A 26,760-nucleotide genomic window follows, 5' to 3' on the forward strand; every position below is an offset into this window, starting at 1 on the left:
AAAGCATGAAAAATAAAATCGTATTTTCGCTGGGGTTAGCCGCCATGACTTTGATGGCCGGTTCGGCGCTTGCCGCGGATAAGCTCGTACTCCAGCTGAAATGGGTCACGCAGGGCCAGTTTGCCGGTTACTACGTGGCAAAAGACAAAGGCTTCTACGAGGAAGCCGGGCTGGATGTGGAAATCAAGCCAGGCGGGCCTGACGTTGCCCCTCCACAGGTGATTGCCGGCGGTGGCGCCGATGTCGTGGTCGACTGGATGCCTTCGGCGTTGGCTACACGCGAAAAGGGCTTGCCGCTCGTCAACATCGCGCAGCCGTTCAAACGTTCTGGCATGATGCTGACCTGCCGCAAGGAGACCGGCATCACCAAGCCGGAAGACTTCAAAGGCAAGACGCTCGGCGTATGGTTCGGCGGCAATGAATATCCGTTCCTGTCGTGGATGAACCACCTTGGCCTCAAGACCGATGGCGGGCCAGACGGCGTGACGGTTCTGAAGCAGGGCTTCAATGTCGATCCGCTGATCCAGAAGCAGGCCGATTGCATATCCACCATGACCTACAATGAATATTGGCAGGTGATCGACGCGGGGATACCGGCCGATCAGCTTGTGACGTTCAAGTATGAGGACGAGAAGGTGGCGACGCTGGAGGACGGTCTCTACGTCCTGCAGAAGAGCCTGGACGATCCGAAGATGGTCGAAAAGCTCGCGAAGTTCGTCAAGGCTTCGATGAAGGGCTGGGATTATGCGCGCGCCAATCCGGATGAAGCCGCGACCATCGTGCTCGACAATGACGCCAGTGGCGCCCAGACGGAAAAGCACCAGAAACGCATGGTCGCCGAAATCAACAAGCTGACGGAAGGTTCCGATGGCGTCCTGGATGTGGCGGCAGCTAACCGCACGGTCGAGACATTGCTCGGCGGTGGTTCGGATCCGGTCATCACCAAAAAGCCCGAAGGTGCGTGGACAACGAAAATCACGGACGCCGCGATGTAGTCGCTACTTTTTAACCCTCCCTCTTGTGGGGAGGGCCAGGAGCGTCACCCTAGCTTACTCCCAATGATCCGGGATCTGCCGGACAGCGCCACGTGCGGCACTCGTTGCCATGGCACCATAGGCCCGCAACGCAGTGGTGATCTTGCGCTTGCGTTTTTCTTCCGGCTTCCAGGCGGCAGTGCCCTTGGCTTCCATATGAGCACGGCGGTCTGCGATGACAGCATCATCGACAGCAAGGTGAATCTTGCGGTTGGGGATGTCTATCTCGATGATATCGCCCTCATGGACAAGCGCGATCAGCCCGCCTTCTGCCGCTTCCGGCGAGACGTGACCGATGGAAAGGCCCGACGAGCCGCCCGAAAAGCGTCCGTCCGTGATAAGGGCACAGGCCTTGCCCAAGCCTTTCGATTTCAGATAACTGGTGGGATAGAGCATTTCCTGCATGCCAGGTCCGCCGCGTGGACCCTCATACCGGATCAGCACGATATCGCCGGGTTTGACGCCGCCATTCAGGATACCGAGCACTGCACTGTCCTGGCTCTCGAATATGCGGGCAGGGCCGGAGAATTTCAGGATCGACTCGTCGACGCCAGCGGTTTTGACGATACAGCCATCTTCCGCGAGATTACCGTAAAGCACGGCAAGACCGCCATCCTTCGAATAGGCGTGTTCCGCGTTACGGATGACACCCTTTTCACGGTCGAGATCGACATCGGCGAAGCGGCGCTCCTGGCTGAAGGCGACCTGCGTCGGCACACCGCCCGGCGCCGCCATGAAGAAATCATGCACGGATTTGTTCGTGCTGCGAACGACGTCCCAGCGATCGAGCGCCGCACCGAGATTGGCCGCATGCACCGAGTAAACCGATGTGTCGAGCAGCCCGGCACGATCGAGTTCACCCAGGATGCCCATGACACCACCGGCGTGATGGACGTCTTCCATGTGAACATTGGCAACTGCGGGCGCTACCTTGCAAAGAACTGGAACGCGGCGCGACAGGCGGTCGATATCCGCCATGGTGAAATCGATCTCGCCTTCGTGCGCGGCCGCAAGCAGATGCAGAACCGTATTCGTTGACCCGCCCATGGCGATATCCAGCGTCATGGCGTTTTCGAATGCGGCAAACGATGCGATGGAGCGCGGCAGAGCAGTCTCGTCATCCTGTTCGTAATAACGGCGCGCGAGATCCACGACGAGATGCCCGGCCTCGACGAAAAGACGGCGCCGATCCGCGTGGGTTGCGAGCGTCGAGCCATTGCCCGGCAATGAAAGGCCAAGCGCCTCGGTCAGGCAGTTCATCGAATTTGCGGTGAACATGCCGGAGCAGGAGCCGCAGGTCGGGCAGGCTGAGCGCTCGATTGCCTTGACCTCCTCATCGGAGATGCGGTCATCTGCGGCAGCTACCATGGCATCGACCAGATCGAGCTTCTTTTCCTTGTCGTCCCAGACGACCTTGCCGGCTTCCATCGGTCCACCGGAAACGAACACGACCGGAATGTTCAGCCGCAGTGCCGCCATAAGCATTCCAGGGGTGATCTTGTCGCAATTGGAGATGCAGACCATCGCGTCAGCGCAGTGGGCATTGACCATATACTCGACGCTATCGGCGATGATCTCGCGGCTGGGGAGCGAATAAAGCATGCCGTCATGGCCCATGGCGATACCGTCATCGACAGCGATCGTATTGAATTCCTTGGCAACGCCGCCCGCACTTTCGATTTCGCGCGCAACAAGCTGGCCGAGATCCTTCAGGTGAACATGGCCGGGCACGAACTGCGTGAAAGAGTTGACTACAGCAATAATCGGCTTGCCGAAATCCTCGTCCTTCATGCCGGTCGCGCGCCAGAGCCCGCGAGCTCCTGCCATATTACGGCCATGGGTGGTTGTGCGTGAACGATAGGGCGGCATCTGCGTAATTCCTGATGATAAATTTGCTGAGGAAGTATCTTTATAGAAAAACCACTTCCATGGCAAAAGAATGGAGGTTTGTTGCCGCCGGGCCGTTTTATTTCCAATGATTACATAGGGAAGGTCGTTAGCGAATAAAACGGGGCGTAATGTCTCGGTTCAGAACGCTGTAAAGGTCATTGTCGTCAACGATCGGGCGATACCGGCGATATCGAGCACGTTGTCGTTGATGAACTTGCCGACGTCCTGATCCTCGGGAATATAGATTTTCATCAGCAGGTCGTAGTCGCCGCTGGTCGAATAAAGCTCCGAGACGATTTCGCGTTCGAAAAGCGCAGCAGCCACCTCGTAGGTTTTGCCGGGGAAGCATTGCAGCTGCAGGAAGACGGGTTTCATAAAATTTCACTCCGGAGGTCAAGTCTGATCTGCATAGCCTAATTTGCTTGCGCGCGCAGCGCAATTGCGCGTGAATCCAGCGGCACATTACAGTGTCCTAACAAAACTGATGTTTCTCATGCCCTATACGGGGCGCTTTTGTGGCCGTACTGCCACAAGCCAAGCCCTGCAGAACCCTGCGCTGGCTATTGCGGGTTGGCCTCCCTATCCCCGCATGTTATCGTTTTCTTAAGCTCGGGAGGGGAATTTTATCAATTGCAGGATATGTTTCTCCGTTTCTGCGGGCGCATTTGTGTGTTTTCTTGAGTAGGGATTTTACTGGTTGATGGACTTTAAGCGCCCACAGGCCAGTTTGTTTGGTGCAGCCCTTTTGGCTTGTACGGCGCTCGTCTCGCCCGCCCATGCATTCGATCTTTTCGGCATTCATCTTTGGGGTGAAAGGAAGGATGCCGATGCTGATGCGGTGATCGCCGATCCACACAAATACACCGTCGAGATCGCTTCGGACGAAGATAAAGATACAAAAAAGCTGGTCGAAGGGGCTTCCAGCCTCATCGCAGACAAGGACAAGCCTGCTTCGGGAGCTGCCGGGTTGCTGGCAAAGGCGCGTGGCGATTATCGCCGCATCCTTGGCGCGCTTTATGCGGAGGGCCGCTATGGCGGCACGATCAGCATCAAGGTCGATGGGCGGGAAGCCAGCGATATTCCGATTGACGCTGATCTGGCCAACCCGGCACCCGTGGTGATTTCCGTCGATCCGGGGCCGCAGTTCCTGTTCGCGACCGCCCGTGTCGAGCACATGGCCCCGCCTACACTCGACCGGAAGGACATGGTTGACCGGCCGGAAACGCAGGGATTTGCGCCCGGCGACATCGCGAGGTCAACTGCGATCGTCAAGGCGGAACGGCTTGCCGTCGATGCGTGGCGCGAGCAGGGCCACCCGAAAGCGAAGATCGTATCGCGCAACGTGCTTGCGGATCACGATAACAGCAAGGTCGACGCAACGATCGATGTTGATCCCGATCGCCGCGCCGCCTTCGGTCCGGTTCGGGTGACGGGCACCGAACGCATGGATCCGGAGTTTGTCGCCTTCATCACCGGCCTGCAGCCTGGTGTCGAGTATGATCCGGATGAGATCGAGCGGGCAAAGAAGCGCCTGTCGCGCCTCGAAGTGTTCCGTTCGGCCCGCATCGAAGAAGCCGACGCGATCACTGATAACGGTCTGTTGCCCATCACGGTCGCCGTGCAGGAACAAAAGCTGCGGCGCTTCGGGCTCGGCGGATCATATTCGACGCTGGACGGCGCGGGTCTGGATGCCTACTGGCTTCACCGCAACCTTTTCGGACGTGCCGAGCGTCTGCGGTTCGATGCCAAGATCGGTGGCATCGGCGCACAGTCCTACAGTCCCGAGGACTATAATTACACGCTTGGCGTGACCTTCACCAAACCCGGTGTCTATACGCCCGATACAGATTTCTTTTCGTCGCTGATTGGCAGGCGAGAGGTTCTGGACGCCTATACCCAGACCTCGATCACAGCCGAAGCGGGTTTCACCCAGATTTTCTCTGACGAACTGACCGGCAAGATAAGTGCAATTGTCTCCAAGTCCCGCTTTGACGATGATTTCTTCGGCAAACGGGATTTTTTGACCGCCGGTCTCCTCGGTGGTCTTACCTATGACAGCCGGGACAGCAAGGTCGATCCGTCACGAGGCTATTTCCTTGAGGGACTGATTTCGCCCTTCTATGAATTCGAGTACGGCAATTTCGCCACCAAGTTCACCGCCGAAGGCCGCACCTATTACAGTTTCGATGCCGACAACCGTTTCATCCTTGCTGGTCGCCTGAAGCTTGGTTCCATCGTTGGCGCCGAGGTTTCTGAATTACCGCCGGATCAGCTCTTCTTCGCCGGTGGTGGTGGCTCGATCCGCGGCTACGCCTATCGCAATGTCGGCGTCAATGTGACCCGCGATGGCGAGACATTTGTCATTGGCGGCCGCTCGCTGGTCGAAAGCTCGGTCGAAGCGCGCATCCGCATGACTGATACGATCGGCGTCGTTGGCTTTGTCGATGCGGGCTATGTCGGCGAAGAGTCGTTTCCTGATTTCGCCGATCAGATGCGGCTCGGCGTCGGGGCTGGTCTGCGCTATAATACCGGCCTTGGTCCGATAAGGCTCGATTTCGCGGTGCCGCTCGATCGAACGAGCGACGACCCCGATTTTGCTTTCTACGTTGGCATAGGACAGGCGTTTTGACCCGGATTATCGCAGCTCTCTTTCTCCTGCTCTTTATGGGCCCGATCCTCGCGCAGGATGCCCGGGCGCAGGCCCAGGACTCTGCAAGTGCCGAAGCTGAGAAATCCTATTTTCTGAGCTTTGTACAAAACCAGCTGTCCACGCCTAACCGACAGATCGTCATTTCCGGTATCCAGGGCGTTCTCTCATCGGAAGCCAGCATAGGCAGCATCACGGTTGCCGACCGCGAAGGCATCTGGCTGAGGGTGACCAATGCCAGGATCGTCTGGAGCCGGCTTGCCTTGCTGCGCGGCCGGTTGGACATAAACACGCTTGCCGCCGATCGTATCGATATCTTGCGCAAACCGTTGCCGGACGAGAGTCTGCCTGCGCCTGAGGCGAAGGGTTTCAGCCTGCCGGAACTGCCGCTGGCGGTGATTCTGCAGCAGCTGAATATAGGGCGCATCGCTTTTGGCGATGGTGTTTTTGGTCTGAGGTCCGAAATTTCCCTGGCAGGCAATCTGACGCTCGAAAGCGGGTCGCTGGATTCGAACTTGCAGGTGCAACGCCTTGATGGACCGGGCGGCGAATTCCGGATCAAGGCCGCCTATGCCAATGAAAGTCAGCAACTCGATCTCGACTTGACCTTGAACGAGCCGCAAAATGGTATCGTTGCCAATCTCCTCAACATCGAAGGCAAACCGCCGGTAGCTCTCGCATTGAAAGGCTCGGGCCCGCTCAGCGATCTCCTGTTGCAACTGACGCTCGATGCGGCAGGCAAGCGGGTGCTCACCGGCGATACGAAACTCGATCGCCAGAGTGACGGGCTCGGTTTCAAGACCAATCTCAACGGTGAAATCGCCGCGCTGATCCCGCCGATTTTTCGGGATTTCTTCGGCAATGAAACGACACTGATCGTCAACGGTGTGATGCGCGACGCCGGCGGCGTGGGGCTGGACCGCTTGAACATCAAGAGCAATGCTCTGGTGCTTGACGCGAACGGCGAAACGACGAATGACGGCTTCCTGAAGCGCTTGAAGGTCGATGCGACAATCGCCGACCCGACCGGCAAGAAGGTAATCCTGCCCGTCAAGGGCGGCCAGACGACGGTTGATAAGGCAGTGCTGGCGGTAGGTTTTGGAACCAGTACCAACAATGATTGGTCGAGCACCGTCGAAGTGACCAACTTCACCACGGACAGCTTCGCCTCGAAATCCATCGATCTCGTCGCTAAAGGTCTCGCGGAGAACATCGACAATCCCGCGGCGCGCTCGCTCACCTACGATGTGAATGGCGAAGTCGCCGGTATTACGGCCACGCGCGCCGATATCGCCGAAGCGCTGGGCGAACTGATCCAGCTCAAGATCAATGGCGACTGGAAAGCCGGAACGCCCGTCAATCTGAAGCAGGCGTTGATCGCTGCAAACGGGTTCAGCACGGCTCTGGCCGGAACCATCGACAAGTTTGCCTACCGGGGTGACATTTTCGTCAAGGCTTCGAGCCTCGCGCCGTTTTCGGCGCTGGCAGGGCGTGATCTCGCGGGGGCGATCGACCTCAAGGCCACCGGCCTTGTAGAGGCGCTCACCGGGGCCTTCGATCTCATGCTCGACGGCCATGCCACCGGCATGACACTAGGCATCGATGCTGCCGACAAGGTGCTGGCGGGTGAAACGCGGATCACTGGTGGGGTGGCGCGAGGCGAAGCCGGGCTGAGCGCGAAGAACTTCCGGGTAGAAAATCCGCAGACACTCGTAACGGCCAACGGAACTTTCGCGACGGGTGCCGCAAACTTCGATTTCGGCCTGGACCTCACCGATCTCGCGCTCTTGTCGGAAAAAGCAGGCGGCGCTCTCAAGGTCAAAGGCAGCGCGCGCGGCCAGGACAATATCATCGCACTCGCTTTCAATGCCGGGGTACCTGAAGGAACGCTTTCCGGTCGCAAGCTGACGCAGGGCGATCTGACGTTCAACGGCACGCTCTACAAGGATATCGTCGACGGCAAGGTCTCGGGTCTCGCCTTCCTCGACGGGATCCGCGCTGATCTTGCGACGGAAATCGCGCTGCATCAGGACGAAAAACGGCTGACCAACATCTCCTTCATCGCGGGCGGCACGCGACTGCGTGGCGATGTTACGCAGTCGAAACAAGGCCTCTATAACGGCAATTTGACGCTTGCCTCCAGCGATGTCTCGACGGCTGCGGCGCTTTTCCTGGTCGAGGCGACCGGCAAGGCAGACGCCACCATCGCCCTGTCGCATGCCGACGAGAAACAGAACGTCGATATCAAGGGTCAGATCGACAATCTCAAGGCCAACGACATCGTCGTCGGCAAGGCAGCGGTCGCATTGGCTGCGCAGGACATTTTCAAGGTTCCTTCCGCGAACGGCAGTATAACTGCATCGGACGTTTCGGCCTCGGGCATCGTCGTCAACAACCTTGACGCTCAGGCAACGCAGGATGGGAAGACCACCAACTTCAGGCTCAACGCTGGTCTGAACAATGGAGCACGGACGTCACTTCAGGGTGCCTTGCAGCCAACGGACAAAGGTTATCTGCTGTCGCTGGCCAATGCCGAGCTTACCCGCGGCGCGCTCGCTGCGCGGCTGGTGCAGCCCGCCGCCATCAATGTTGCCGGTAGCAATGTGTCCTTTGGCGATATCGTGCTCGATGTTGGGCAGGGCAGGGTTACAGTCGGCGGAGAAGTGGCGGAAACGCTCAATCTTGCAGTCGCGATCCAGCGATTGCCGCTCGATATCGCTAATACCATCAAGCCTGATCTTGGACTTGGTGGCGAGATCAATGGCACAGCGAAGGTCGGGGGTACCAGGCAAAGGCCTGACGTGAATTTCGATATGCAGGCCCGCCGGGTCACTGCGGCAGCGCTGAAAAAAGCCGGGCTCGACGCGCTCAATCTTGATGCCAAGGGAACATCGACCACCGATCAGCTCAATGTCGATGCGCATCTGACCGGGGCGGGCGGGCTCGATGCTTCGGCAAGGGGCTCTGTACCGCTCGCACAGGGACAACTCGGCGTCGATTTCGATTTGAAAAGCTTCCCGTTGACGGCGCTGAATGGCGTCGTCAAAAACCAGAATCTTGCAGGTATCATTTCCGGCAGGGGCCGGGTCACCGGTACGTTGCAAAGACCCAATGCCGAGTTTGACCTGAAAGGCGCGGGACTTTCCGCCAGACCGTTACAGGAGGCGGGGCTGAGCCCGTTGCAGCTTGCGGCAGCGGGCCGTTTTGCCAACAATACACTGACGCTTTCCTCGGCCAAAGCCGATGGTCCGCAGGGGTTCACGGTTTCGGCAAGCGGCAATGTTCCGGTGTCAGGGTCCGGCCTCGGCATCAACGTCACGGGTAATATTCCCTTGTCATTGGCCAACCGCTTCCTTGCGGATCGGGGCACGCAGGCCAGAGGAAACATCGACCTGACGGCATCGATCTCCGGCAGCTTCGCGCAGCCGCAGATTCGCGGCATGTTCTCGGCCAATGGAGCCGAGGTCATCGATCCAGAAGCAAATCTCCGCCTGCAGCGCATCACCTTGCTCGGCAGCATGGAGGGAACCACTGTCACGATCAGAACATTCAATGCAAGCCTGTCTACCGGCGGCACCATCAGCGCAACCGGGACGATTTCGACCGATGCGGCTGCAAACTTCCCGGCCAATATCAATATCAAATTGGATAGGGCGCGCTATGCGGATGGCAATCTGGTTGTGGCCACTGTAACAGGCGCGCTTGCGGTAAGGGGGCCCCTGACCCGCGATCCGGTTATTTCCGGCAATGTAAACATCGACCGGGCGGAGATCACCGTTCCGGAGAGCTTCGGCGGTGCGTCCGCTGTCATCGACGTGAAACATAAGGATCCGTCAAAGGCAGTTGCGCAGACGTTGAAACGCGCCAGAGCTGACCAGCCACAAGTGGCAACGCCAACCGCACGTCCAAGCGTCGTGCGGCTTGATATAAACGTCACTGCACCCAACAGGATTTTCATTCGGGGCCGCGGCCTTGATGCGGAAATTGGCGGCTCCGTCCGGCTTACCGGGCCGGCAACCAATATCCAGCCAGTCGGAGCGTTCGATCTCATTCGCGGAAGGCTGGGCATACTCGGCCAGCGCATCACGTTCACCGAAGGTCAGGTCACCCTGGTAGGTGATCTCGATCCGGACATCAACTTCGTCGCCAGTACGCAAGGCTCCGATATCACCGTGAACGTCACGGTCCGGGGCCGTGTCTCGGACCTGCAAATCACCTTCTCGTCGCAACCGGAGTTGCCGCAGGACGAGGTCATGGCCCGGCTGATCTTCAACCGCTCGATCAGCGAATTGTCGGCGTTTCAGGTCGCACGGCTTGCGGCGGCAGCAGCCGAGCTTGCCGGTGGTTCGAATTCATCATTGCTGGAAAATCTGCGCAAGAACACCGGCCTTGACGATCTGGACGTCGTGACCGACAGCCAGGGCAATGCAGGCGTTCGCGCCGGCCGCTATATTCGTGACAATGTCTATCTCGGCGTCGAGGCCGGGGCGGCAGGTTCGACCAAGGGCACGATCAACCTCGATATTACCCCGAACCTGAAAGCCAAGGGCTCGGTAGGAGCCAATGGCGATTCCGGTGCAGGATTGTTCTTCGAAAAGGATTACTAGTTTGTACTATTCCCTCATCCAGCCATAGGTCGGATGAGGAGGTAGCTTGCTATCGTCAATTAACCCTGCACCACGTTCTGGCGCTGCTCGCCAAGACCCTCGATACCGAGCGTGATGACGTCGCCTTCCTTGAGGAACACATTGGGCTTCTGCCCGAGGCCGACGCCAGGAGGCGTACCTGTGGAGATGATATCACCGGGATGCAGGCTCATGAATTGCGACAGGTATGACACGAGATACTTGACGCCATAGACCATCGTTGCCGATGTACCATTCTGGTAGCGATGATCATTGACGTCGAGCCACATCTTGAGATTCTGCGGATCTTCGATCTCGTCCTTTGTTACCAGCCATGGGCCGGTCGGACCGAACGTGTCGGCGCTTTTCCCTTTGGTCCACTGGCCCTGGCGCTCGGCCTGAAACGCTCGCTCCGATACGTCATTGATCAGGCAATAGCCGGCAACATGGTCCATCGCTTCATCTTCGCTGACATATTTTGCGTGCTTGCCGATGACCACGCCCAACTCGACTTCCCAATCGGTCTTGAGGGAACCGCGCGGGATTTCAACATTGTCGTTAGGTCCAACAATCGCCGAAGTCGCCTTCATGAAGATGATAGGCTCCGGCGGCACCGTTGCCCCCGTCTCGGCGGCATGGTCGGAATAATTGAGGCCGATGCAGATGAATTTGCCGGTGCCAGCCACGCAGGGGCCATAACGCTCGACCTCGACGACTGGCAAGGAAGCCGGATCGATGGCCGCGAGCTTCTTCAATCCGTCGGGAGAAATCGCATCGCCTGCGATGTCTTTGACGTGGGCGGAGAGATCACGCACCTTGCCGTCCTTGTCGACAAGGCCGGGCTTTTCCTGACCAACAGGACCATAGCGCAAGAGTTTCATGGGATAACCTTTTCTTGATTGTTGAGACTAATAGGTGGCGCGGCCACCGGAAATATCGAAGACGGCACCGGTCGTGAACGAGCATTCCTCGCTGGCGATCCAGGTGATCAACGATGCCAGCTCTTCGACCTTGCCGAAGCGCTGCATGGGGATTTTCGAAAGCATATAGTCGATGAATTCGGGCTTGAGCTGCTGGAGGATAGGTGTATCCACGGTGGCAGGGGTAATCGCATTGACAGTGATGCCATCGCTGACAAGCTCCTTGCCGAGCGATTTTGTCAGACCGATGACCGCCGCCTTCGATGCGCTATAGGCCGAGGCATTCGGGTTGCCTTCCTTGCCTGCGATGGAAGCGACGTTGACGATCCGGCCGTAAGCGTTCTTTTGCATGAAAGGCACGACAAAGCGGTTGCAGAAGAAAAGCCCATGGATGTTGATGTCGAAGACGTGCTTCCACTGATCGATTGGATAGTCGGCAACTTTGGAGTTCGGGCCGGTGATACCGGCAGAGCAAACCAGAATGTCGATCTTGCCGTACTTCTCCGCTGTTTCCTTTGCAGCCCTCTCCACCTGATCCGGATCGGAGACATCAAGCCTTATACCGTGCGTTGACGATCCAAGTGCGTGACACGCCTCATCTATCTTGGCAGCATCGACGTCCCAGAGCGAAACCGTGCCGCCCTCCGATACGATTCGCTCCGCAGTTTTGAAGCCGATGCCGGAGGCGCCACCGGTGATGACCGCGTGCCGCCCCTCATAGCGCCTGATCGAATTCACCATATTTCCTGCTCTCCGGGGTCAGTGATTATCGCGGGGCAGACCCTTGGTCTGGGCGACACGCTGATACTTCACGGCTGGCTTCAGCACCATGCCCTCGTCAAGCTGGCCGACCATGCTGCGCTGGATTTCCTGCCACGGCGTCTGGCTCGCCGGATATTTGTAGCCGCCCGCCGCGATCAGATCGTCCTTGCGCTTTTGCAACTCCTCGTCGTTGATCAGAATGTTGGCAGTGCCCTTGTTGAGATCAATACGCAAATGGTCGCCGGACCGTACCAGCGCCAGCCCACCGTTCACTGCCGCTTCCGGCGAAGCGTTGAGGATGGAAGGCGAGCCGGACGTTCCCGACTGACGCCCGTCACCGAGGCAGGGCAACGCATGGATACCCTTCTTCAGAAGGTAAGCCGGAGGTTGCATATTCACCACTTCCGCCGCGCCCGGATAACCGATCGGCCCGGTGCCGCGCATGATTAGAATGCTGTTCTCGTTGAGCGCCAGCTTCGGATCGTCGATGCGATGATGATAGTCCTCTGGCCCTTCGAATACTTCGGCAATGCCTTCGAACGCTTCCGGATCGTCCGGGTTGGACAGATAGCGCTCGCGGAACTCTTCGGAGATCACGCTGGTCTTCATGATGGCGCTATCGAAGAGATTGCCCTTCAAATTTATAAACCCGGCCTTCTTTTTCAGAGGCGCATCATAGGTCTTGATGACGTCCGTGTTGAGATTTTCGGCGTTTTCGCAGTTTGTGCCGATGCTCTGGCCATTGACGGTCAGTGCGCCCGGATGTGGCAGCTTGCGGGCTTTCATCAACTCCGCGACGACGGCGGGCACGCCGCCTGCACGATGGTAGTCTTCGCCGAGATATTCGCCTGCCGGCTGCAGGTTGACCAGCAGTGGCACGTCATGGCCGATAGCCTGCCAGTCGTCGTTGTCGAGAGGAATGTCGAGGTGGCGGGCGATGGCGTTCAAGTGAATTGGTGCATTTGTCGAGCCGCCAATCGCCGAATTGATAACGATGGCGTTTTCGAATGCCGCGCGGGTCATGATATCCGACGGCTTCAGATCTTCCCAAACCATATCGACGATGCGCTTGCCGGTGTCATAGGCGATCTGACCGCGCTCACGGTAAGGCGCCGGTATAGCCGCGCCGCCGGGCAGTTCCATGCCAAGCGCCTCAGCCAGCGAATTCATCGTGGTCGCTGTGCCCATCGTGTTGCAATAGCCGACGGAAGGAGCGGACGAAGCGACGATGTCCATGAACTGGTCATAGTTGATTTCGCCTGAGGTGAGCTTCTCGCGCGACTTCCAGACGATGGTGCCTGAGCCCGTACGTTCGCCGCGATGCCAGCCGTTCAGCATCGGCCCGACGGAAAGCGCGATCGCAGGAATATTGACGGTCGCCGCGCCCATCAGCATGGCCGGGGTGGTCTTGTCGCAGCCGATAGTCAGAACGACGCCGTCCAGCGGATAGCCGAACAGGACTTCAACGAGGCCAAGATAGGCAAGGTTGCGGTCAAGCGCAGCGCCCGGACGTTTGCCGGTTTCCTGGATGGGATGCACGGGAAACTCGAATGGAATTCCGCCCGCCGCAATGATACCGTCACGCACGCGTTTGGCCAGCTCGATGTGATGGCGGTTGCATGGCGACAGGTCGGAGCCGGTCTGCGCGATGCCGATGATGGGCTTGCCCGATTGCAGCTCGGCACGGGTCAAGCCGTAGTTCAGGTAGCGCTCCAGATAGAGCGCCGTCATCCCCGGATTGTCAGGATTGTCAAACCATTCCTGCGAGCGAAGTTTTTTCGGGGTGTGGGAAGTCGTCATTTGCAAGGAGCTCCTGGGTGTCCGCTATTCCTTGACCGCGCCGGTCATGGAAGAAACGTAATAGTCGACAAAGAATGAGTAGAGAATGACGACCGGCAGCGAGCCGAAAAGTGCGCCGGCCATCAATGAGCCCCACTCGAAAACATCGCCTCGCACCAGTTCCGTCAGGACACCGACCGGGACAGTCTTGTTTTCCGAGGATTGGATGAAGGTCAGCGCATAGATGAACTCATTCCACGACAAAGTGAAGGCAAAAATACCGGCCGAGATCAATCCCGGCACCGCCAGCGGCAATATGACCCTGATGAGGATCTGCCAGCGCGACGCGCCATCTACCAGTGCGCTTTCCTCAAGCTCGAACGGGATCGAACGGAAGTAGCCCATCAGCAGCCAGGTGCAGAACGGAATGAGGAACGTCGGATAGGTGAAGATCAGCGCGAGCTTGGTGTCGTAAATGCCAAATTTGAAGACGATGACAGCCAGCGGAATAAACAGGATTGATGGCGGCACCAGATAGGCGAGAAAGATCAGCAGACCGACGGGGCGGGACCCGGAGAACCGTACCCGTTCTATGGCATAGGCCGCAAAAACGGATGCTACCAGAGATATCGCTGTGGCACATACCGCAACGACCAGTGTGTTCCACAACCAGCCTGGATAGGATGTCTCGAACAGCAGGTATTTGATGTGATCGAGTGTCGGCTTCACGACCCAGAACGGACTGAAGTTGTTGTAGTCCGTCAGCTGCGAGTTCGGCTTCACCGCCGTGATCGCCATCCAATAGAACGGAAACAGCAACACGAAGACAAAGACTGCAAGCGGCAGATACAGAACGACGATCCGTCGCGGCAGCCGGTTGAGATAGCTCATGCCCTGCGCATCGTCGGTGAGAACATGCGGGTTGGTCTGTTCGGTAATGCTCATGTTCGTTTCCTCCCTCAATCCTGTCCGCCCTGTTGCCATTTTCGACGTTGCAGGCCGAAAAATGAGAACAGGATCGATGCAAGCAGGAACGGGATCATGGCGACGGCGATCGCCGCACCTTCACCAAGTTGACCGCCGGGTATGCCACGCTGGAACGAGAGGGTCGCCATCAGATGTGTAGCGTTGACCGGGCCGCCCTTGGTCAGGACGTAGATAAGCTGAAAGTCAGTGAAGGTGAACAGCACCGAGAACGTCATCACCACCGCGATGATCGGCGTCAGCATTGGCAGCGTGATGAAGCGGAAACGCTGCCATCCGGTCGCCCCGTCAAGCGAGGCTGCCTCATGCAGCGATTGCGGAATGGTCTGAAGCCCGGCGAGCAGCGAAATCGCGACGAAAGGGATACCGCGCCAGACATTGGCTGCGATCACCGAGGCGCGTGCGTTGTTGGGATCACCAAGGAAATTGATCGGGCTGTGGATCCAGCCGAGTTTCATCAACGACCAGGAAATGATGGAGAACTGCGCATCATAGATCCACCAGAACGCGAGCGCCGAAAGGACGGTTGGAACCACCCATGGCAAAAGGATGATTGCACGGAAGAAGGATTTAAACGGCAGATGCTCGTTGAGGATCAATGCCAGCCACAGGCCGAGCCCGAACTTCAGGATCGAGGCGATGAGCGTGTAGAAAATCGTATTGTAGACTGCCATCCAGAAGACCGAATCCCTGGCCAGTGCCTGATAGTTCTCAAGGCCGATGAAAATGCCGTCCCTGCCGATCGTCGTATCGGTAAAGCCGAGCCAGACACCGAGGCCGAGCGGATAAGTCAGGAAGCACAGGAGAAAGACGGCGGCCGGCAGCATGAAAAACAAGCCGACGGCGGTATTACTCCGGGCGATATTTCCGAAGGCCGAGGGCTGCTTCGCAGTTGTCGTCATTGTCATCGGATATCTCCGGTTGCCATATTAGCTGATGAGTTGGCTTCCGCTGCCTTTCTGGACAGCGGAAGCCGGTCTCGTTGCCTAGACCCTGTAGTAACGGTTCGCGCGCTTCTCGGCTTGGGCGATGGCGTCTTCGGGCGTCATCTGGCCGGTAACGGCGGTCGCGTACATATCCACCAGGACATAGTCGGCCATGGTTCCCGCCGAGGCAGCGCCAAGCGGGCCGGCATACCCGTTCGGACGCAGGGTTCCGGATGCCTTCGCATAGGCGGCATGGATCGGATTGGACGTCCACACCGGATTGTTGGCGAAAGCTTTCAGCGGCTGGCAGCAATAGGCGCTGGCACCCTCGATCCAGGCATTCATGTTCTCGGCCTGATACATGAACTGCAGGTAGGCTTTCGCAGCCTCAGGATATTTGGTGTGCTTGAAGATCGAAATCGTCGACGTCTGGTGCAATTCGACCGATTGACCAACTGGCCCGATCGGCAGATTGGTCGAGCGCATATCGTCAGCGATCGCCTTCATTGCGGGATCCTTCACGGCGGCATAGTAAACCGACACGCCATTGGCCGTCAGTGACACCTGACCGGCAAGGAATGCGCGATTGTTGTTGACGTCCTGCCAGCTTTCCGTACCCGGAATGAAGGTCTTGTAGAGCTCCTGCGCATATTTGACCGAGGCCAGCGTCTCGGGGCTGTTGATCACGACCTTGCCGCTCTCGTCGACCATCTTGCCGCCATGGCTCCAGAGCAGCCAATGGGCATAGTTGTTGCCGTCGCCGACTGCCTTGCCGTGCGGGAAGCCCGCAGGCGTCCCCTTTGCCTGCATGGCCTTGCAAAGTTCGAGGAACCCAGCCGTATCTTTCGGGAATTCGCTGAAACCGGCCGCCTTCATGTGGCTATCGCGATAGACGACGGCATTGCCGATGGCGCAAAGTGGGAGGGCGATGAACTTGCCGTCGCGCTTGGCATAGCCTTCGAGGCCTGGATACCAGCCACCATGTGCTGCACCAAGATATTCGCCAAGCTCCGTCACATCGACGAGCTTGTCCGGATATTGCTGCGGATCATCGAACCAGCTCATGACCATGTCCGGGCCAGAACCGACATTGGCCGCGACAGCAGCTTTCGGGCGAACGTCTTCCCAGCTTTCCTTGTCGATGCGCACCTGAACGCCTGTGGCGTCGGTGAACTTCTTGGTGTTGGCGAGCCATGCGGCCTCTTCAGCCGGGACGAACGGCACCCAGCGCAGGAGGCGAAGGGTCGCACCTTCTTCAGGTTTGTACGCGGGTGCCGATTGCGCGAAGGCCGGCGTGAGACCGAACCGGTTCAGTCCGGCTGCGGCAACGAGCCCGGCAGATGCGCCGAGTAGATGTCTTCTGTTGATGGTCATTGATGCTCCTCCATTTAACGACCGGATAAACTAGAAAGGCTTGTTCAATATGCTCTTGCGGGGAATTGTATCTGGCATCTGCACCCCGACTGGCAGATACCGTTGAGCTTCAGGCCAGACGCTTGCCGGTCTCCGCATCGAACAGATATGTCGCTTCAGCATGGATCGACAGACCGACAGTTTCGCCGGGTTTCGCACTGATACGCTGATGGAAAACACCTGTGACGAGATCGCCGCCAACGCGCATGATCATCTGGGTTTCCGATCCGGTTGGCTCGATGACCACCACTTCGGCGGGAATTCCGCCATCCGCAATGGTCATGTGTTCGGGGCGCAGTCCATAAATCAACGTGCGGCCCTTGGCGCTTTGCGGTGCTTTGGCAACCGGCAGCACGACACCCTTTTCTGTAGTGAATTTCAGTCCGTCATTCGGATCGAGCTTGCCCTTGATCATATTCATCGCCGGCGAGCCGATGAAGCTTGCCACGAAAAGATTGGCCGGCTCGTCATAAAGCTCGAGCGGCGCGCCGATCTGTTCGACCAGGCCGTCATGCATCACCACGATCTTGTCGGCCATGGTCATGGCTTCGATCTGGTCATGCGTGACATAGACGGTGGTTGTTTTCAGGCGCTGGTGCAATTCCTTGATTTCCGCGCGCATGGCGACGCGCAGCTTGGCATCGAGGTTGGATAGCGGCTCATCGAACAGGAAGACCTGCGGGTCGCGCACGATGGCGCGGCCCATGGCAACGCGCTGGCGCTGACCGCCGGAAAGCTGGCGTGGAAAGCGGTCGAGCAGCGGCGAAAGCCCGAGGATCTCCGCCGCGGGCTTCACGCGCTTGTCGACCTCCGACTTTGGCGCACCCTTCAGCTTTAGGGAAAATGCCATATTGTCGGCAACGGTCATGTGCGGATAGAGCGCATAGTTCTGAAACACCATGGCAATATCGCGCTCTTTCGGCGCGAGGTTGTTGACCACCTTGCCGCCGATCTTGATCTCGCCTGCAGAGATGTTTTCAAGTCCCGCCAGCATACGCAGCAGGGTGGACTTTCCGCAGCCGGAAGGCCCGACCAGAATGACGAATTCGCCGTCGGCGATCTCGATGTCGACACCCTTGATGACCGGGTGTGTGCCGAATGATTTTCGTACATTGGCGAATTCAACCGATGCCATGCCTTCTCCTCCAAAATTTCCGTGACACAACGAAAAATCGTTGTCGAAATATGTTCTAGCCGCGTCCGACGAGCGGCATCTTCGTAGCCATGATCGTCATGGTCAGCACATTGGCCTCCAATGGCAAGCTTGCCATATGCACCACCGCATCGCCAATATAATGCGCCGGTATGGTTGGCTCGCTGGCGGTCTCGCCATTGGCTTGTAACACGCCGGTCGCCATCTTCGATGTCATCTCGGTCGTGGCATTGCCGATATCGATCTGACCGCAGGCAATGTCGAATGGTCTGCCATCCAGCGCTGTCGATTTGGTCAAGCCGGTAACAGCATGTTTCGTCGCCGTATAGGGTGCAGAGTTCGGCCGCGGCGTCTGTGCCGAAATCGAGCCATTGTTGATGATGCGACCACCACGTGGCGTTTGCGCTTTCATCAATTTCATCGCCTGCTGCGTGCACAGGAAAACGCCGGTGAGATTGGCGCCGACAATCGAATTCCAGTGATCGAAGGTGAGTTCTTCCATCGGGATATTCGGAACATTGACCCCTGCATTGTTGATGAGCAGGTCGAGCCGCCCGAACCCGGATTTGATTGCATCGAAAAGCGCAGCGACCGATTTCGGATCGCTGACATCGGCAGAAATAGCTTTAACGGTGCCGCCCGTTTCGGCCTCCAATGCGTTGGCAGCATCTTCCAGTACATCCTTGCGGCGACCGGAAATCACCACCGTATAGCCTGCGCCAAGCAGCGCTGTGGTAATAGCCTTGCCGACGCCGGTGCCGCCGCCGGTAACCAGCGCGATCTTCCCCTTGCCTGAATCCTCTTTACTCATGCCGCAACGTTCCCGCCCAGTTCGTCTTCAATATGTGCTTTGATGATATCATCGAAAGCCGTTTCTGCCTTGAAGCCAAGCTTCGTCGCACGCGTCGTGTCGAAATCCGTCGCCCATCCAGCCACGATTTTCTGAATTGTCGCATCGGGTTCGCGGCGGATCAGCCTGACCGCCTTGTCGCCGGCCACGCGGCGCAGCGCGGCGATTTCCTCGCCAACGAGCGCCGAAAGTCCGGGCATGGAAAGATTGCGGCGTGCACCGACCTTGTCGAGATCGAGCGTAGCGGCATGGATGAAGAACCCGACCGCAGCGCGCGGGCTGGCAAACCAGTGGCGTACATTCTCATCGACCGGGAGGATCGCTTCCTGACCCACCAGCGGTTCGCGCAGGATGTTTGAAAAGAAACCCGAAGCCGCCTTGTTGGGCTTGCCTGGACGAATGCAGATCGTCGGTAGGCGGATACCTATCCCGTCGAAGAAACCGCGGCGGCTGTAGTCCGACAGGAGCAGTTCGGAAATCGCTTTCTGCGTGCCGTAGCTGGTTAGTGGGGTTGTGAAAAACTCGTCGCCGATCTTCTCTGGAAACGGCGTTCCGAACACGGCGATCGATGAGGCAAATACCACGCGGGGCTTGTAGGGAGCATTTCGGCTTTCCAGCCGGATCGCCTCGAACAGAGCGCGTGTGCCGTCGAGATTGACTTTGTAGCCTTTTTCGAAATCCGCCTCTGCTTCTCCGGAAACGATCGCCGCGAGGTGAAAGATCATGTCCGGACGGCTTGCGATCAGTGATTCCGCCACGCCAGGGTCCGAGAGGTCTGCCGCCTTGGTCACGGAAATGTCCGCAAAGGCTTCAGGCGCGGCGGGTTCGATGACATCGACCAGTGTCAGCCTGTCGATGTCTCCACCCAGGGAGCCGGGCTCGGCAGCGATCCTGTCGAGCAATTTGCGGCCAACCATTCCAGCTGCACCGATCACCAAAACATGCATAAGAAGAAGTCCTCCCTGCAAGCCCCTCCCGGGCTCGTCGCACCAATCATCGCACTAATATATAAGAACGTGGTGCAAAGTTATGCACACTGACTAGCATTCATCAAGCGTTTTATGGTAGCGCTGTCATAAATCTTGTCAATCGCACTGGATTGGTGCCCATGCCGCGCAAACGCAACGCTCACCGAAGTCCCGATATGCCGACGCTTGCCGATGTTGCGCGGCTCGCGGGTGTGAGCGAAATTACGGCGTCGCGGGTCGTTCGTGCGCAAGGGCCTATCGCAGACTCAACCAGAGCGCGTGTGCTGACAGCCATTGCCGAGCTTGGCTATATTCCCAACCGTGCCGCTGGCACCCTTGCTTCTGCAGGATCCACGCTGATGAGCGTGCTGCTGCCATCGCTATCCAACATCGTCTTTCCAGACGTACTGCGCGGCATCCACACGGCGCTCACCGAAACGGCGTTTCAGCCGGTAATCGGTGTCACTGACTACGATCCGCTGATTGAAGAGCGGATTCTCGTCTCCTTTCTTGCATGGCAGCCGGCAGCGGTGATCGTCGCCGGCCTGCATCACACGCCGACCGCGCGCCGGCATCTGGAGCATGGCCGCTTCCGGGTCGCCGAACTGATGGACATCGATGGCGAGCCCGTAGACATTGCCGTTGGCATGTCGCATCGCCAGGCTGGCTATGAAACCGGAAAGCATCTCGTTCAGCGCGGTTATCGCCGTTTCGGCTATGCCAGGCACAACGTAACGACAGACGACCGCGCCAGTGCCCGTTATGAAGGGCTTTGCTCGGCGTTGCAGGAGGCTGGCCTGTCTCTTGTTGCAGAGCATTGTTATCCCGACGCGAGTTCGACCAAGGCAGGGCGCGACGCGCTGGCGATACTTCTTGCTGCCCATCCCGACCTGGACGTTGTCGTATTCCCGAATGACGATATGGCGATGGGCGGCATTTTTCACTGCATGTATGCGGGAATCGCTGTGAAGGAGAAGCTCGGTATATTTGGGTTCAATGGACTCGATATCGGCCAGGCCATGCCCATGCCTCTGTCTACGATCCTGTCGAAGCGCTTTCTGATTGGAAAAACCGCAGCCGAAAAATTGCTTGAAAGCCGCGAGCGGCCCGCCGAAAAGACCATCATCAATACGGGGTTCGACATTATCGAAGGCGCAACGGCATAGGGAAATGAGCCGGGTTCGTTTACCCATAGATTGACATAAGCTTTCATTTTCGTTTTCGTATAGACTGCAGAAAAACGAAAATGAAAGCGCAAGCCATGTTTCTCGCTCCCAGGCACGCCGAAATTCTGGAAATGGCCAAGGAGCACGGACGCGTTCTCGTGGACGATCTCGCCGTTCATTTCAATGTCACGCCGCAAACCATTCGCAAGGATCTCAACGACCTGTGTGACCAGCGCCTGCTCAACCGTATCCACGGCGGCGCGCTGTTTCCGTCCGGCGTGCAGAATTTGGAATATGAGGCGCGGCGTTTGATTGCTGCGAGCGAAAAGGAAGCGATTGGCCGCGCCGCGGCCGACCTCATCCCCGACAATGCCTCCTTATTTGTCAACATCGGCACCACAACGGAAGCGGTGGGGCAGGCGCTGCTTGACCGCAAGGGCCTGATGATAATTACAAATAATATCAATGTTGCCAACAAGTTACGTATTTACCCGGACATTGAGGTCGTTATCGCGGGCGGTGTCGTGCGCGGGTCCGACGGCGGAATCGTTGGCGAGGCGGCGGTCGATTTCATCCGTCAGTTCAAGGTGGATTTCGCCGTCATCGGAACGTCCGCTATCGACAGCGACGGCGCCTTGCTCGATTTCGATTTCCGGGAGGTCAAGGTGGCGCAGGCGATCATGGCCAATGCACGCCACGTGATCCTCGTCTCCGACTCAACCAAATTCGAACGCACGGCGCCGGTTCGAATCGGCCATCTTTCGCAAGTACACACCTTCATCACCGACCGCTGCGAAAGTGAAGCAATCCGCCAGATTTGCGTCGATGCGGACGTTCGGCTCATCGAAACTTCGATTTGACAATGCACTTGTGCGCCGTCGCCATGCGCGGTATAGTTCCTTTTAGTTTCGTATTGGTTTCGTAATGCTTCCGTATATCTTTCGCAATTGCGAAGAAATGGTGCGGTGCGAAATGGGGAGCGCAGGGATTGTCTAACCTGGTCGACATGGTCTACGACATTTTTGTCATCGGCGGCGGCATCAACGGATGCGGCATTGCGCGCGATGCTGTCGGCCGTGGTTTTTCGGTTTTTCTCGCGGAGATGAACGATCTCGCCAGCGGTACGTCCTCCGGTTCGACCAAGCTCATCCATGGCGGCTTGCGCTATCTGGAATATTACGAATTCCGGCTGGTGCGCGAATCGCTGATGGAGCGCGAAGTTCTATGGGCCAGCGCGCCGCATATCATCTGGCCGCTGCGTTTTGTTCTTCCGCATCATGCTGGGCTGCGTCCAGCCTGGCTCTTGCGGCTCGGACTTGTCCTTTACGATCACATTGGCGGACGCAAGAAGCTTCCGGCCACACGCACGCTGGACATGACCCGCGATCCGGCAGCCAAGCCGCTGAAGTCGCTTTATACCAAGGCCTTCGAATATTCCGACTGCTGGGTCAACGATGCGCGGCTGGTCGCGCTCAATGCTCGTGACGCGGCAGATCGTGGTGCGGTCATTCGCACACGTACGAAAGTTGTCAGTGCCCGCCGCGATGCGGATCACTGGACGCTGACGCTGCAGGACGGATTGACCGGCGCTACAGAAGAAGTCCGCTCGCGACTTCTGGTCAATGCGGCCGGTCCATGGGTCGATGAGGTATTGACCGGTGTTGTCGGCAGCAATAATGCGCACAACGTTCGTCTCGTGCAGGGCAGCCACATCGTCGTGAAGAAGAAGTTCGACGATCCGCGCGCCTATTTCTTCCAGAACACCGATGGGCGCATCATTTTCGCTATTCCCTACGAGCAGGATTTCACCCTCATCGGCACCACCGACCAGGACTATCACGGCAATCCGGCCGAGGTGAAAATCAGCGATGCCGAAATAGATTATCTCTGCGCTGCCGCCAGCGAATATTTCGTCGAGCCGGTGAAGCGCGACCAGGTCGTTTGGACGTATTCGGGCGTGCGTCCGCTCTACGATGACGGTGCCTCGAAGGCGCAGGAGGCCACGCGCGACTATGTACTGAAGACCGACGCGCCGGAGGGCCGGGCACCTCTGCTCAATATATTCGGTGGCAAGATCACAACCTTCAGGCGCTTGTCCGAGCATATGCTGGAAAAGATCGAAGACCAGCTTGGCAAGCGCGGCAAGCCCTGGACGGCGGCAGGAACGTTGCCTGGCGGAGACTTCGCGACGACCGGCTTTGATGAAGAGTTGCACAAGCTGCAGGCCGATTATCCATTTCTCGATCCACGCCATGCACATCGCCTGTTCCGGCTCTATGGTACGAAGGCACGCTTGGTGCTTGGCAAAGCCGCTTCTGTCGCAGATCTTGGCAGGCATTTCGGCTCTGACCTTTATGAAGCCGAGGTGCGCTATCAGATCGAGCATGAATGGGCGGTGACGGCTCAGGATGTTTTGTGGCGTCGGACAAAAAAGGGTTTGCATTTGAGTGCCGATGAGGCTGCTGCGCTCGACCGTTTTATGGAAAATGCTGTCGATAGAAGGCGCCAGATCGCGGCGGAATAGAATTGAATGATACGGTGCGGGCAGGCCTGCACTGTCTCTGGGAGGAGTAAGAATGTTGGAACTGCGGAATGTATCCAAGGTAGTGGGCGGAAAACCCCATCTCAGCGATATTTCGCTGACTTTGGAACATGCAACGCTGAATGTCCTGCTCGGACCGACCCTGTCCGGCAAGACCAGCCTCATGCGCATCATGGCAGGGCTGGATGTGCCGACCTCCGGCTCTGTCTGGTTCGACGGCAAGGACGTGACCGGCGTGCCGGTACAGAAGCGCTCGGTCGCCATGGTCTATCAGCAGTTCATCAATTACCCTGCCTTCACAGTCTACGAGAACATCGCCTCGCCGATGCGCGTGGCCGGTGCCGACAAGGCGACAATCGACCGCGAAGTGCGCAAGGCGGCCGAAATGCTGAAGCTCACGCCCTTCCTCGATCGCACGCCGCTCAATCTTTCCGGCGGTCAGCAGCAGCGCACTGCGCTGGCACGCGCCATCGTGAAGAACGCCAAGCTGGTTCTGCTCGACGAGCCGCTTGCCAATCTCGATTACAAGCTGCGTGAGGAGCTGCGTCAGGAACTGCCGAGGATTTTCGCCGAATCCGGTACGATCTTCGTCTATGCCACGACCGAGCCGCATGAGGCGCTGCTGCTTGGTGGCAACACGGCGACATTGTCCGAAGGCCGCATCACCCAGTTCGGGCCGACCATAGATGTCTTCCGCAAGCCTGACGACTTGATCACCGCGCAGACCTTTGCCGATCCGCCACTCAACACGATTGCGCTGGCGAAGTTTGGCAAAGCATTTCAGCTCGAAGGCGGCGTTACGCTGCCAGTACCGGCGCATCTCGCGGAGTTCGCCGACGGTACTTATACGATCGGTTTCCAGCCGCATCACGTGAATACGAGCCGCAGGAATCCTGACGAGATCGGCCTTAGAGCCACGGTTACGGCCACCGAGATCACAGGTTCTGAAAGCTTTGTTCATCTTTCCTTCGCCGATGCGCGTTGGACGATGCTGACGCATGGCATCCACATCTACGCGCCCGATGAGGAGATCGACATCTTCATCGATCCGCGCAATCTGGTAATTTTCGACGCGAGCGGCAATTCCGTCAGCCGCCGCCAGAAGCTGGCGGCATAGGGGGAACCATGGCACGCATCGACCTCGACCATATTCGTCACGCCTACAGTCCCAACCCGAAGTCGGACAAGGACTATGCGCTGAAGGAAGTCCATCACAGCTGGGAAGACGGCGGTGCCTATGCCCTGCTCGGACCGTCCGGTTGCGGCAAGACCACGCTCTTGAACATCATATCCGGGTTGATCCATCCCTCGCATGGACAATTGCTCTTCGACGGCGTTGACGTGACCACCCTGTCCACGCAGGAACGCAACATCGCGCAGGTCTTCCAGTTCCCGGTTATCTACGACACGATGACCGTTTACGACAATCTCGCCTTTCCCTTGCGCAACCGCGGCGTTCCAGAAGCGGAAATCGACCGCAAGGTGCGCGAGACGCTGGAGATGATCGACCTTGCCAGCTGGGCAAAAAAGAAGGCACGCGGCCTTACCGCCGACCAGAAGCAGAAGATTTCGCTCGGCCGCGGTCTCGTCCGTTCCGACGTCAACGCGATCCTTTTCGACGAGCCGCTTACGGTTATCGACCCGCACATGAAGTGGGTGCTCCGGTCGCAGTTGAAACAGTTGCACCAGCGCTTTGGCTACACGATGGTCTATGTCACGCACGACCAGACGGAAGCGCTGACCTTCGCCCAGAAAGTCGTCGTCATGTATGACGGCGAGATCGTGCAGATCGGCACACCGGAAGAATTGTTCGAGCGGCCGAAACACACTTTCGTCGGGTATTTCATCGGCTCGCCCGGCATGAATGTCATGCCCGTGAAGCTTTCCGGGGGGATGGCGCAGATCGGCAGCCATCAGATCGAGTTGCCTTCGCCGGTAATGCCTGCCAATGCGAAGATCATCGAACTTGGCATCCGTCCGGAATATGTGCGGCTCGGGCGCGCGGGGATGCCGGTGAAAATTGCCAAGGTAGAGGATATCGGGCGGCACAAGATCGTCCGGACCCGGCTCGAAAACCAGGACATAGCCATCATTGTCGAGGAGGGCGGGGATATCCCTGCCGAACCGCACATCGCCTTCGACCCGAAGGGCATCAACATCTATGCCGATAGCTGGCGCGTGGGAGGGCAGTAGCCATGGAGAAAACCTGGAACAACAAAGCCTGGTTCATGGTCTTGCCCGTACTGCTGCTCGTGGCTTTTTCAGCCGTTGTCCCGCTGATGACCGTGGTCAATTATTCGGTGCAGGATACGTTCGGCAACAACCAGTTCTTCTGGGCCGGAACCGACTGGTTTGACGAAATTCTCCACTCCGAACGCTTTCACGCAGCGCTCGGGCGCAACCTCGTCTTCTCCTTCATCATTCTTGCAATCGAGGTCCCGCTGGGCATCATCATCGCGCTCAATATGCCGCGCAAGGGCTGGGGGGTTCCCGTCTGCCTGGTCCTGATGGCATTGCCCTTGCTCATACCGTGGAATGTCGTCGGTACCATCTGGCAAGTGTTTGGACGTGTCGATATCGGGCTTCTCGGACGCACGCTGGCGAATCTCGGCATCAATTACAATTATGTGCAGAATCCGATGCATGCCTGGTTTACCGTCATAATCATGGATATCTGGCACTGGACGAGCCTCGTCGTCCTCCTCTGCTACGCCGGTCTCGTTTCGATCCCTGATGCCTTCTACCAGGCAGCCAAGATTGATGGTGCGTCGCGCTGGGCAGTTTTCCGCTACATCCAGTTGCCCAAGATGAACCGCGTGCTGCTGATCGCCGTGTTGCTGCGCTTCATGGATAGTTTCATGATCTACACCGAGCCCTTCGTCGTCACCGGCGGTGGCCCCGGCAATTCGACGACGTTCCTGTCGATCGATCTCGTCAAGATGGCAGTCGGCCAGTTCGACCTTGGTCCGGCAGCGGCCATGTCGATCATCTACTTCCTGATCATTCTCTTGCTGTCATGGGTCTTCTACACCGTCATGACCAACTACGATGCGGAGCGCTGAAATGTCGGTGCAACAAGACACACTTGCACGCACAAGCGG

At 58.0% G+C, this 26,760-nt stretch carries 20 protein-coding genes; 9 read left to right on the top strand and 11 right to left on the bottom strand.

Going from position 1 to position 26,760, the window contains the following annotated elements; genetic code table 11:
• Positions 1-5 precede the first annotated feature (5 nt).
• Positions 6-995 (top strand): ABC transporter substrate-binding protein, encoded by a 990-nt coding sequence (locus tag C7476_RS10415; RefSeq protein ID WP_114429842.1) that lies wholly within the window; start codon positions 6-8, stop codon positions 993-995.
• A gap of 54 nt (positions 996-1,049) precedes the next feature.
• On the opposite strand, the gene ilvD is transcribed toward C7476_RS10415, so the two are convergent.
• Positions 1,050-2,903 carry a dihydroxy-acid dehydratase gene (ilvD, locus tag C7476_RS10420; RefSeq protein ID WP_114429843.1) on the bottom strand — a complete coding sequence of 618 codons (1,854 nt, stop codon included), beginning with the start codon at positions 2,901-2,903 and terminating at the stop codon, positions 1,050-1,052.
• 159 nt (positions 2,904-3,062) lie between these two features.
• Entirely contained in the window at positions 3,063-3,299 is a 237-nt protein-coding gene (locus C7476_RS10425) for an Lrp/AsnC ligand binding domain-containing protein (RefSeq protein ID WP_114429844.1), read from the bottom strand.
• A 325-nt stretch (positions 3,300-3,624) separates the two neighbouring features.
• Here C7476_RS10425 and C7476_RS10430 point away from each other — a divergent pair, with 325 nt between their 5' ends.
• Together C7476_RS10430 and C7476_RS10435 are read left to right on the top strand one after the other, a co-directional pair.
• A complete protein-coding gene (locus C7476_RS10430) occupies positions 3,625-5,553 on the top strand; it encodes an autotransporter assembly complex protein TamA (protein WP_114429845.1) in 1,929 nt (642 codons plus the stop codon).
• Positions 5,550-10,178 (top strand): translocation/assembly module TamB domain-containing protein, encoded by a 4,629-nt coding sequence (locus tag C7476_RS10435; protein WP_114429846.1) that lies wholly within the window; start codon positions 5,550-5,552, stop codon positions 10,176-10,178. Before C7476_RS10430 ends, C7476_RS10435 begins: the two co-directional genes overlap by 4 nt.
• 59 nt (positions 10,179-10,237) lie before the next feature.
• On the opposite strand, the gene C7476_RS10440 is transcribed toward C7476_RS10435, so the two are convergent.
• The 9 genes from C7476_RS10440 to denD form a co-directional block, all read right to left on the bottom strand.
• Complete coding sequence (locus C7476_RS10440) at positions 10,238-11,077, bottom strand: fumarylacetoacetate hydrolase family protein (protein ID WP_114429847.1); 840 nt, start codon at positions 11,075-11,077, stop codon at positions 10,238-10,240.
• A 27-nt stretch (positions 11,078-11,104) separates the two neighbouring features.
• Positions 11,105-11,857: an SDR family NAD(P)-dependent oxidoreductase gene (locus C7476_RS10445; protein ID WP_114429848.1), complete on the bottom strand. Its 753-nt coding sequence runs from the start codon at positions 11,855-11,857 to the stop codon at positions 11,105-11,107.
• An 18-nt stretch (positions 11,858-11,875) separates the two neighbouring features.
• Positions 11,876-13,678 (bottom strand): IlvD/Edd family dehydratase, encoded by a 1,803-nt coding sequence (locus C7476_RS10450; RefSeq protein WP_114429849.1) that lies wholly within the window; start codon positions 13,676-13,678, stop codon positions 11,876-11,878.
• 24 nt (positions 13,679-13,702) lie between these two features.
• Positions 13,703-14,602, bottom strand: coding sequence for a carbohydrate ABC transporter permease (locus tag C7476_RS10455; protein ID WP_114429850.1), 900 nt, complete (start codon positions 14,600-14,602; stop codon positions 13,703-13,705).
• 14 nt (positions 14,603-14,616) lie between these two features.
• Complete coding sequence (locus C7476_RS10460) at positions 14,617-15,468, bottom strand: carbohydrate ABC transporter permease (RefSeq protein WP_410010680.1); 852 nt, start codon at positions 15,466-15,468, stop codon at positions 14,617-14,619.
• A 159-nt stretch (positions 15,469-15,627) separates the two neighbouring features.
• On the bottom strand, positions 15,628-16,941 hold the full coding sequence (locus C7476_RS10465) for an ABC transporter substrate-binding protein (protein ID WP_114429852.1): 1,314 nt from the start codon (positions 16,939-16,941) through the stop codon (positions 15,628-15,630).
• A gap of 109 nt (positions 16,942-17,050) precedes the next feature.
• Positions 17,051-18,115, bottom strand: coding sequence for an ABC transporter ATP-binding protein (locus C7476_RS10470; RefSeq protein ID WP_114429853.1), 1,065 nt, complete (start codon positions 18,113-18,115; stop codon positions 17,051-17,053).
• A gap of 55 nt (positions 18,116-18,170) precedes the next feature.
• The gene (locus C7476_RS10475) at positions 18,171-18,944 is read right to left on the bottom strand and encodes an SDR family oxidoreductase (RefSeq protein ID WP_114429854.1); all 774 of its coding nucleotides are present in this window, start codon (positions 18,942-18,944) and stop codon (positions 18,171-18,173) included.
• Positions 18,941-19,930: a D-erythronate dehydrogenase gene (denD, locus tag C7476_RS10480; RefSeq protein ID WP_114429855.1), complete on the bottom strand. Its 990-nt coding sequence runs from the start codon at positions 19,928-19,930 to the stop codon at positions 18,941-18,943. Before denD ends, C7476_RS10475 begins: the two co-directional genes overlap by 4 nt.
• A 161-nt stretch (positions 19,931-20,091) precedes the next feature.
• Here denD and C7476_RS10485 point away from each other — a divergent pair, with 161 nt between their 5' ends.
• The 6 genes from C7476_RS10485 to C7476_RS10510 all read left to right on the top strand — a co-directional run bounded on the left by C7476_RS10485 (position 20,092) and on the right by C7476_RS10510 (position 26,721).
• Complete coding sequence (locus C7476_RS10485; protein ID WP_114429856.1) at positions 20,092-21,117, top strand: LacI family DNA-binding transcriptional regulator; 1,026 nt, start codon at positions 20,092-20,094, stop codon at positions 21,115-21,117.
• 95 nt (positions 21,118-21,212) lie between these two features.
• Positions 21,213-21,977 carry a DeoR/GlpR family DNA-binding transcription regulator gene (locus C7476_RS10490; RefSeq protein WP_112529765.1) on the top strand — a complete coding sequence of 255 codons (765 nt, stop codon included), beginning with the start codon at positions 21,213-21,215 and terminating at the stop codon, positions 21,975-21,977.
• Between the two features lie 146 nt (positions 21,978-22,123).
• Entirely contained in the window at positions 22,124-23,641 is a 1,518-nt protein-coding gene (gene glpD, locus C7476_RS10495) for a glycerol-3-phosphate dehydrogenase (protein WP_114429857.1), read from the top strand.
• 52 nt (positions 23,642-23,693) lie between these two features.
• Positions 23,694-24,776, top strand: a complete 1,083-nt coding sequence (locus C7476_RS10500; RefSeq protein WP_114429858.1) for an ABC transporter ATP-binding protein — start codon at positions 23,694-23,696, stop codon at positions 24,774-24,776.
• Between the two features lie 8 nt (positions 24,777-24,784).
• Positions 24,785-25,852 (top strand): ABC transporter ATP-binding protein, encoded by a 1,068-nt coding sequence (locus C7476_RS10505; protein ID WP_114429859.1) that lies wholly within the window; start codon positions 24,785-24,787, stop codon positions 25,850-25,852.
• 2 nt (positions 25,853-25,854) lie between these two features.
• A complete protein-coding gene (locus tag C7476_RS10510; protein ID WP_114429860.1) occupies positions 25,855-26,721 on the top strand; it encodes a carbohydrate ABC transporter permease in 867 nt (288 codons plus the stop codon).
• Positions 26,722-26,760 lie beyond the last annotated feature (39 nt).

The sequence above is a fragment of the Phyllobacterium bourgognense genome, from assembly GCF_003337575.1.
GTDB lineage: Bacteria > Pseudomonadota > Alphaproteobacteria > Rhizobiales > Rhizobiaceae > Phyllobacterium > Phyllobacterium bourgognense.